Origin of the sequence: Bradyrhizobium sp. 31Argb (genome assembly GCF_043638955.1) — a bacterium.
GTDB lineage: Bacteria > Pseudomonadota > Alphaproteobacteria > Rhizobiales > Xanthobacteraceae > Bradyrhizobium.
The window spans coordinates 1-8,731 of sequence record NZ_JBEGDB010000319.1 but is presented as its reverse complement, the minus strand read 5'-3'; the positions used below and the strand labels follow the sequence as shown (position 1 = coordinate 8,731).

9 protein-coding genes are annotated in these 8,731 nt (G+C 57.7%); 8 read left to right on the top strand and 1 reads right to left on the bottom strand.

From position 1 onward, the window contains the following. The first annotated feature begins 269 nt into the window (after window positions 1-269). The 7 genes from AAFX91_RS35865 to AAFX91_RS35835 all read left to right on the top strand — a co-directional run bounded on the left by AAFX91_RS35865 (window position 270) and on the right by AAFX91_RS35835 (window position 6,574). The gene (locus AAFX91_RS35865) at window positions 270-1,382 is read left to right on the top strand and encodes a helix-turn-helix domain-containing protein (RefSeq protein ID WP_130582427.1); all 1,113 of its coding nucleotides are present in this window, start codon (window positions 270-272) and stop codon (window positions 1,380-1,382) included. A 25-nt stretch (window positions 1,383-1,407) separates the two neighbouring features. Further along, window positions 1,408-2,280, top strand: coding sequence for a 3-keto-5-aminohexanoate cleavage protein (locus AAFX91_RS35860; protein ID WP_130582428.1), 873 nt, complete (start codon window positions 1,408-1,410; stop codon window positions 2,278-2,280). A 114-nt stretch (window positions 2,281-2,394) separates the two neighbouring features. Next, the gene (locus tag AAFX91_RS35855) at window positions 2,395-2,844 is read left to right on the top strand and encodes a PaaI family thioesterase (protein WP_165421412.1); all 450 of its coding nucleotides are present in this window, start codon (window positions 2,395-2,397) and stop codon (window positions 2,842-2,844) included. Window positions 2,845-2,964: 120 nt separating this feature from the next. Further along, complete coding sequence (locus AAFX91_RS35850; RefSeq protein ID WP_394569671.1) at window positions 2,965-3,873, top strand: hypothetical protein; 909 nt, start codon at window positions 2,965-2,967, stop codon at window positions 3,871-3,873. A 41-nt stretch (window positions 3,874-3,914) separates the two neighbouring features. Then, window positions 3,915-4,835 (top strand): DUF6282 family protein, encoded by a 921-nt coding sequence (locus tag AAFX91_RS35845; protein ID WP_130582431.1) that lies wholly within the window; start codon window positions 3,915-3,917, stop codon window positions 4,833-4,835. A gap of 70 nt (window positions 4,836-4,905) precedes the next feature. Continuing rightward, window positions 4,906-5,142: a hypothetical protein gene (locus AAFX91_RS35840; RefSeq protein WP_394569670.1), complete on the top strand. Its 237-nt coding sequence runs from the start codon at window positions 4,906-4,908 to the stop codon at window positions 5,140-5,142. Window positions 5,143-5,152: 10 nt separating this feature from the next. Next, on the top strand, window positions 5,153-6,574 hold the full coding sequence (locus AAFX91_RS35835) for an MFS transporter (RefSeq protein WP_394569669.1): 1,422 nt from the start codon (window positions 5,153-5,155) through the stop codon (window positions 6,572-6,574). A 6-nt stretch (window positions 6,575-6,580) separates the two neighbouring features. Here AAFX91_RS35835 and AAFX91_RS35830 read toward each other — a convergent pair whose 3' ends face one another. Then, the gene (locus AAFX91_RS35830; protein ID WP_130582434.1) at window positions 6,581-6,853 is read right to left on the bottom strand and encodes a hypothetical protein; all 273 of its coding nucleotides are present in this window, start codon (window positions 6,851-6,853) and stop codon (window positions 6,581-6,583) included. An 80-nt stretch (window positions 6,854-6,933) separates the two neighbouring features. Between AAFX91_RS35830 and AAFX91_RS35825 the strand changes: the two genes are divergently transcribed. Continuing rightward, complete coding sequence (locus AAFX91_RS35825) at window positions 6,934-8,421, top strand: porin (RefSeq protein WP_394569668.1); 1,488 nt, start codon at window positions 6,934-6,936, stop codon at window positions 8,419-8,421. Window positions 8,422-8,731 lie beyond the last annotated feature (310 nt).

The following is an 8,731-nucleotide window of genomic DNA, read 5'->3' as shown; positions in this document are numbered from 1 at the left end:
TCATGCGCTCCGTCTATCAAACGGAGCAGCCCCTTCCAACTAAGCACGTGGTCCCACAATCGGGGTCCATTTCAGACCAGAGTGACCCGAATGTTTCATCTGGTGAAACATTTCTCGAATTGCGTTGGCGAGGGGGATAATCCTGTTCAGTTTAGGAGACGGGCAGGTTAGCTCGGCAATGCGCTAAGCCGCTCGACTCTTGGCGAAGCGCAAACAAACAAGGTCCGATCCACGGGCCGGTATCGAACGGGCACCGGGAGGCCGTTGAAATGAAGCTTGATTCATCAATCTTGATCGATTCCTACGCCAGCCACCTGCAAGACTGGCCTCCAGTTGAGCAACGCCGTGCCCGTGGCGTGTCGCCCGGGGCGGCAATGACCAAAGCGCGCCAGACTTCCGCTGAAGACGCTTGCATTGAAGACGGGCCGACGTTGTCTGCGAAAAAGTCCGGTCAGGTCTCATCCCGCCGATTGGAAAGCGTCATGCCTGATCCGGCTTTAGCTTCCAAAGGTTCGGTTCGCGCTGCGCGAGGACGCACAAAGCAACAAAGCGGTGATCGTTGTCGGTCCAATTCGAAAAGGGGCGATGCACTGCCGGCCGAGTGCTCTTATCAGCCCGTCGAAGCCGCGCAGCGGGTACTGCGCGTGCTTCGCGCGATGAATTCACTGCGCTCCGCGTCGGTCGCCGAGCTTCACACGATCACAGGGCTTTCGAAATCAACCATCGTCAGGATGCTCGATACGCTCATCCATGAAGGCTATGTCATGCGTGACAATTTCATCGGCGGATATCGAGTTACTTCCGAGGCGCAGCACCTCAGCAATGGATTCCGAGGGCTTCCACTCGTTATCGAGGCGTCGCGGCCATGGGCAGTGAAACTCACGGAACGGATCAAGTGGCCGGTCAGCGTCGCCACGGTCCACCACGGCAAACTCAGCGTTGATTTCACGACCTCGGCCATCAGTCCATGGGCGTTTCCATTTGCCACCCTGCACCGTCAATTGAGCTTGGCGAATAGCGCGTTGGGACGCTGCTATCTGGCCTTCTGCTCCCAGAGGGAACAGGAAGATTTGCTGCGTGGCCTGGGAACGAGCGGAAAAGCTGAAGAGAAATTCGATCCCGTGGTCCTTGACCACGCGCTGAAAGCGGCTCGCCAAAATGGATTCGCCGTCGAGGACGGGATGCGCGGCTCTCGGAAATTCCAATTTATCGGCGTTCCCGTTTTCAACGAGGGCGTGTGCGTTGCGTGTCTCGGTGTGGGATTCTACGCCACGGCACCGGCGGCGGCGCATATCGTATCCGACGTTTACACTCCGACACGCGAAGCGGCGGATATGATCGAAAAGGGCATCGCGCGATTGCGCGCTTGGTCGGTTGAATAAGCTTGGAAATCCAAGAGGCAGTTTCATGAAGCGTAAGGTCATAGTCACGTGTGCGGTAACCGGGGCAAGCGCACTCACGAGCAATAGCAGATACGTGCCGATCACGCCGAAGCAGATCGCCGACGAGATCGTCAACGCCGCCAAAGCCGGCGCTGCCATTGCCCACGTGCATGTTCGCGATCCGCAAACGGGAGCACCTTCCAGCGATCTGGATCTCTACGAGGAGACCGTCGACAGAGTTCGATCCTCCGCAATCGACATTGTTCTCAATTTAACCGGCGGTCCGGGAGCAGGTTATGATCCACCGGTCGAAGATGGGGGCGAGATTGTGTGTGTGGTTTCGCCCGCCAAACGGACGCAGCACATCGTGCAGCTACGGCCCGAAGTCTGCACCCTCGATGTCGCAACAATGAATTTCGGGTCGCGGGCCATTGTCAATACACCAACCCATCTGAAGTTCATGGCGGCGAGAATGGTCGCGGCCGGCGTAAAGCCCGAGTTGGAAGTTTTCGACCTCGGTCACTTGCGCCTCGCCCTTCAATTGCAGAAGGAGGGGCACCTGCCAACACCCTCGTTGTTCCAGTTCTGTCTCGGAATTCCCGGCGGTGCGCCAGCCAATACGGAAGCAATGCTGCTCATGAGAAGCATGGTTGAGGCGGGCACGACCTGGTCGGCGTTTGGCATATCGCGGGCGCAGTTTCCGATGGCAGCGCAATCCATCATTCTCGGCGGGCACGTTCGTGTTGGACTGGAGGATAACCTTTTCCTCTCGGAGGGCGAACTTTCGCCGGGCAACGCTCCGCTGGTAGAGCGCGCGTGCGCCATTGTGGATTCGCTTGGCTGTTCGGTGGCCACACCCAAGGAAGCCAGAGAGCTGTTGTCCCTTACGGCCAGGTGAGTCGTTGGGGGCCGCTTATTCCGCGAATATCCACAACTCCCGAATCGGGTGCGAATACGTCAAGTTCGCAAAACAGCGCGTCGGGTCATGGCCCGGCAAATCAGGAGGTCGTCGTTGGAAGGTGCAGGCAACAAGAAACATCCCGACCCTTCATCGCAGGGGTGGATGATACGGCCAGGAAAAATCTCCACCCTTGTCGGACCGTTCTGGGAGCGACGCGTTGGCGGCAACGTACAGATTGGAATCGTTTGCGACCCCCGCCACGACAACGGCAAGGGCAAGATGCACGGCGGCCTGTTGATGACGCTGGCTGACATGGGCATGGGAGCGGTCATTCGTTCAACCGGCGACGATGTCCAGTGTGTCACCGTTCAACTCGACGTCGCGTTCCTGCAAGCGGTCGACATTGGCGACTTCGTTACGACCGAATGTCACATCCAGCACAGGACGAGCGGTACGATCTTCGTGTCGGGTACGCTCAAAACAGGTGAAAAAGCGGTCGCCAGTGCTCAAGGCGTCTTCAAGTCGTTAGCCAATGTCGGGTTGGCGTGGCAGGGGGGCTAACGTTTCAGCGAGCGAAAACATCGAAATACGTTCTTTCAATCCTCGGCGAAATTGGTCTGATTGGCAGACTTTCGCACGCCGGCTGCAAAGCCACATCGCTGCTAAAATCGGAGAAAAGCCGTGTACGCCGCAGACGATCCAAGGAGCACCATGCCTCAAGCGGGGACGACCGCGAACGCCGCCAGAACGTTCAAAGGGGCGGAATATGCCCGCTGGTACGAGCAAGCTCCACAGGAGCAAGGTCCGGGAGCGCAGACCTGGTACACCCGCGGCCAAAACATGATCGTGACATACGCTAAGGCAGATGGGGGGGCAGTGCTCGCGCGCGATGCCCAGCCGGACGAGTACATGCTGCTTCTTCCGTCGAAAGACAGTGTCGTGCAAGTCACGGCCGGTGAACAGAGCAAGACCGTGCCCGGCTATTCCGTCGTGGTGGTGCCGCCAGGACGAAGTTCGATAGAGGTCAAGGCCGCTGGCCCGATCGTTCGAATCCTTTCGACGAACGCGCTGGACCTCCTTCCGAAATGCTCCAATGCGGAATCATACGCCACGGAGCCAGACCCAAACGTCAAGCCGTTCGTTGCATGGCCTGATCCGCCGGGCGGCTTCGCAATCCGCAGCTACAGCCTGGATATTCCCAAAAGTCCCACCCGGTTTGGCCGGCTGTTCCGCTGCTCGACGATCATGATCAATTGCATTCATCCGTCCCCGCCGCGCGATACGAAAAATCTCTCGCCTCATCACCACGCCGACTTTGAACAGGGATCGCTTTGTTTGGAGGGAGCTTACACCCACTATCTCCGCTGGCCGTGGGTGACCGATAAGGCGGCATGGCGGGCAGACGCCGCTGAACTCTGTCGTGCGCCGTCTCTTTGCATCATTCCGCCGCCCGCAATTCATACGTCGCAGTCGATGGACGACACCAACGTGCTGGTCGATATTTTCGCGCCCCCGCGCGCCGACTTTTCGTCGAAGCCAGGTTGGGTTTTGAATGCGGACGAATACCCAATGCCTGCTTCAGCTACATGAAGCAACGAGTTTCCGAACCCGGAAACGCCAAGGAGAACGCAATGAACGTGGCGACAGCACAGGTCGAAGACAGCAGCATCTCGGAACAGGTTTCCGCCCTCATGATTGGTGCGGTGGACCTTCACTGTCACAGTGGCCCAGCAGCTATGCCGCGGATGCTCGATCATCATGAAGCGATGCTGGACGCCGCTGCGGCCGGCTTTGAAGCGTTGCTTTATAAGGACCATTATTACGCCGGCATGGCGCACGCCAAGATCCTCCAAAACCTCGTGCCCTACGTCGAGACGCGCCTCTATTCCGGCATTGCCCTTAACAATGCCAGCGGCGGGATAAATCCATACGCAGTCGACCATGCCATCAAGCTGGGCGGAAAAATCGTATGGATGCCAACCTTCTCCGCTGCGAACCACATCGATAAGAGTAGCACTGAGGCGAAAACCTTCCCGAAATCCATCAAACCCATGCTGACGCCGACGCCGCTTTCCGTTCTCGGTGTGGATGGAAAACTGACTGAAGAGACGCAGCAGATCCTGGATCTTATCGCGGAGGCGGACATCATTCTGGCAGGCGGGCATCTCAGTGCGCGTGAGCAGATCATCATGTTTGAGGAAGCCAAGCGGCGAGGTGTCAAGAAGATGCTTGTCAATCATCCGACCTACGTCATTGGCTGTTCGGATGACGATATTCGCCGCCTCGTCAGCCTTGGCGTCTACATGGAACACTCGATTTGCATGTTCATCCAGATTGAGGGTCGAGAGCAAAAGCGCGACGTCAATGATCTTTCGCGCATCATTCAGGTTGCAGGTGTGGACCAGACCATACTCGGCTCAGACCTTGGCCTTGTCGGGATGCCCCGGCCGGTAGAGGGTTATAGACGGATAATCGGCGATCTCCTTCGCATCCAGTATGGTGAAAGGGATATTCGCAAGCTCGTTGGAGGCAATGCGGCGGGGCTGCTCTGATCGGACATCGCCTTCCATTGCACTGATGTCCTGATAAAGCGGGCAACGGCGCAGTGGCCACGGAGATCATATGAAGATCGCAGCGGGTTCGCTGAAACCGGATCTGGAGCAAGGGCGGCGTGTCGCCCTTGCTCCGATTCTGGCGAGACGCATCGTCAAGTCATTCGGGATGGTTGCAATTCCATTTGGTGAAACGTCGGTCGATAAACATAGTCAGCTAACGAATTCAAGTTCAGCTTCAGCTGGACAACAAGCGGGGCTCACTAAAAGCCGACTCCTTCGTGGGGCAGCCCGCAGTAACTCCTGAGGAAGCGCACATGAATGAGAGCATCGGAGCATTGACCCCCGCCCTCGATCCGGATTTCCGAAAGAAAAGAAAGCGAGCGATCCTAAGCGCCTGGGCTGGATTCGCCTTGGATTCATATTCCATCTTCATTGTGGTATCGACGCTCCTGCCTGCGCTGGTCTACTTCCAAGGCGATATGTCGGCGCAGGAAAGGTCGATATTCGCCGGAATGACTCTCGCTGTGACGCTGCTCGGTCGACCGCTCGGAGCGCTGATCTTTGGTCACTTCGCTGACCTTCTTGGCCGACAGAGAATCGGCGCTATTACGATCTTCGGATTCGGCACCATTTCGCTGTTGATCGGATGCCTGCCAGGCGCGGAGCTGGTTGGGGCAACGGTGGCCACCACATTGCTGATCGGCCTCCGGTTCATTGAAGGGATATTTTTGGGCGGCGAATATACCGCTGCCACTCCGATGGCGCTCGAGTATGCACCGCCGTCACGCAGGGGATTCATCGGTGGATTGATCCAGTGCTCGGCCAGTGGGGGAGGATTTATTGTCGCGGTTCTCAATAGTCTGGTCCTGATGGTGGCAGTCAATGACGGGCTTCATTCGCCTTACGTCCAATGGGGCTGGCGAATACCGTTCATCCTGGGCTTCGTCCTGTCTTTCGCAGTGGCCTGGTTTCTGCGGCGCAACGTCGAAGACTCCGCAGTCTGGAAAAGCGTGGATGCATCGAGCAAGAAGAGCTCTCCCCTGAAGGAGCTGTTGAAAGGCAGGTCCGGGAGGGCGTTCATCCAGTCGTGGGTGATGATGACTGGTGTTTTCTTCCTCATCAATATCGGAAGCAGCGTGCTGAATCAGTTCCTGCTCCACAACAACGCAGGATACACCGCGGCCGATCTGGCTCATACGCTGCTCGTGGTGCCGCTGTTCGGAATGACATCCTATGTCTTCTTTGGCTGGCTCAGCGATCATATCGGCCGCAAGCCAACTCTATACATTTCCGGCGTGCTCATTGTCCTGCTGACGCCGGTGACCATGGCGTTGATCGGCGGCGGATCGGTGCAAGGATGGCTCAATCTGACGCTCCTGGCCGCCGCCACGCAGATGCTGTTTGTCGGTCCCCTGGGTGTGGTGCCAGCCTATATCAACGAGCGTTTCGCGACGTCGGTTCGCTCGTCCGGGTGGGGCGTTGCCTACAGCGCCGCTGTGATCATCCCTTCTTTTTTTCCTTACTACATGATCTGGCTTAGCCATTTCATGACGTTTGCCAATGCGGCAGGTTTCCTCATGGCATTCGGCGGCATCATCATCCTGGCGGCGACGGCTTGCGGGCCGGAGACGCGCGGGGTTGATTTGAGAACTGCGGGTCTGAAAGCGGACCCGCCCGCCGCCACCGTCGAATCGCCCGGAAACGTCGTCGTGCAGGCGACCGGCTCTATGACCTAGGCCAGATCAGCTCGTGATGGCCGCATCGCGATCGGCGCTTTCATTGTGCGCCCGCTGTGCAGCTTCCTCGAAGGCTGCAAGTGCAAGAGCCGCGAAACCGGAAACTTGCTTCAGCAAATAGACGCCGCAGGTATGGGCCAGACGATCCTTTGCTCGGATCTCGGCCAGACCAGCACGTTCGGCCCGCGCGAAGGATTCCGCGTTGGCATCAAGCTCTGCATGAACCTCGGCTACGACGACGAGCGGATCCGCGAGATGATCTCGGCCAACACCGCGCACTCGGCATCGAGGTTCTTCGCCAAGACCAAATGCAATTTCACATAGGGCTGTCTGGGAACGGCCGATAAGGGGGAGACGTAATGAGTTCTAGATCTTGGTTTGCTGGAAGGTTCATCGGCAGTGTGGGGAAAGGCTTGGTGTGCGCTACCGCGTCGGCGGGTCTTGCCGCGAGCGCGAGCGCGGCGGACGTGGGCGGCTTGTTGAAAGCGCCGCCGGTGGTGCCGGACCTCACCTGGCAGGGGGTGGCCGTTTTTGGCACCTATGACATTGGCGGGCAATATGAGTCGCACGGAGCGCCGACCGGGGGCAACGGCGCGGCGGGGATCATCACCGGGATGAATCGAGGCCCGCAATGGCTGTTGGTCCCCAACCAATCGTCGCAAACCGCCGTGGGCATCAAAGTCGACAGAAATATAACCGAACAATTGCATTTCATCGCTCGGTTTGAGACAGGATTCAATTCGGCCACTGGCGAACTGTCAGACTCGCTCAAGGGCATGCAAAAGAACAACGGCATTCCGTTGAATCAGCAGACCGTGAACGGCGGCGGTCCTCGCGCCGGGCAGCTCATCAATGGTGAGGCCTGGGCGGGCTTCGAAGACAAGACTTGGGGGACGTTGCATATCGGCCGAAATAATGTGGTTTCGACCGACATGGTTGGTGCTTACGACCCGCTTGCCTCATACGGCTTCTCCCTCCTCGGTTACTTCGGCCTTCTCGCGGGGCAGGGGAGTTCGGATACCGCTCGTATCGACCAGTCGATCAAATACTACAATAATTACAGTCCGTGGCGGATGTCGGCGATCTACGGGAAACCAGGGACAAACGTCAACGATTTCTATCAGGGGTCGGTTGGTGTGGTGGGCCCGAATTTTTCGGTCGATCTCGTCGCTGGGCACGGCTCCGATATTGTGTCGACATTCGCACTATCAGGTCCGGCTAATCTCAATTCCAAATACCTGGGTGCTAAGGTATTTGACACCGACATGTATGGAATATTCGGCAAGTATGTCTTCGACCTCGGTCGAAACGGCCTGCAGGATCCAGCCGAGCAGAAATTTACGGTGACCGGAGGCTACAGCAGGATCGATTTCTCCAACCCGGCCGGTGGAGGGTTTGCGCCCGGACATTCAACGATTGGCGGCTATGAGATCGGGCCAATATTATCAACGAACGGGTCGACCGGGTCTGGTATCGTCAATTACGCTTTCACCGGCGGTGACCGTTTGGTGAATATCAGTTTCATTACGGGCAAATATCAACACGATGCGCAATGGTCGGTCGCAGTCGGATACTATCGCTACGATCAGAAGTCCTACGGATTGGGCGTCAACAGCATTCCGGGCATCGTGGCGCCAGGGTATTCGAGGACGGCGTGCTCTAGCAGCACCTACATCAACTGCGCCGGCGCGGAGCAAGTGGTGTCGTTTCGAATAGATTACGATTGGACCAAGAACTTCCGGATCTATGCCGGCGTCGCGTACTCCCAGGTCAGCGGAGGGTTTGCGTTCTCATATCTCAATACGTCTGAATACAACCCAACTGTAGGTATGAGGTTCACGTTCTAGTCAATGAAGCGAAGGGGTGAGCTGCGATGCAGCCCACCCCTTGTTTCCTTCAGCCGGCTTCAACGCCTCTTGCCGGTCGAAATACGCAATTCTCCCATTCCGGTTGACGTGGAAATTCACCCGACGGCCACTTGCTTCAAGGCTGGAGGGCGTCTGGTTGAGGCTTGACGAAGCCGAGCACCGCGCCGGCCTTGCCGGCGGCACGACGCGCACTATCGAAGGTCCGCTCTATGGTGAGCGTCACGAGAGGATCGCCGTGCCCGGCCTTGACTTGCGCGGAATGCTTTGGATTGCCCGATCGGGGTGATTG

Excerpts from the sequence above, each read along its gene's own strand:
- AAFX91_RS35865 (WP_130582427.1), top strand. The coding sequence starts at position 270 with ATGAAGCTTGATTCATCAATCTTGATCGATTCCTACGCCAGCCACCTG.
- AAFX91_RS35860 (WP_130582428.1), top strand. The coding sequence starts at position 1,408 with ATGAAGCGTAAGGTCATAGTCACGTGTGCGGTAACCGGGGCAAGCGCA.
- AAFX91_RS35845 (WP_130582431.1), top strand. The coding sequence starts at position 3,915 with ATGAACGTGGCGACAGCACAGGTCGAAGACAGCAGCATCTCGGAACAG.
- AAFX91_RS35840 (WP_394569670.1), top strand. The coding sequence starts at position 4,906 with ATGAAGATCGCAGCGGGTTCGCTGAAACCGGATCTGGAGCAAGGGCGG.
- AAFX91_RS35835 (WP_394569669.1), top strand. The coding sequence starts at position 5,153 with ATGAATGAGAGCATCGGAGCATTGACCCCCGCCCTCGATCCGGATTTC.
- AAFX91_RS35825 (WP_394569668.1), top strand. The coding sequence starts at position 6,934 with ATGAGTTCTAGATCTTGGTTTGCTGGAAGGTTCATCGGCAGTGTGGGG.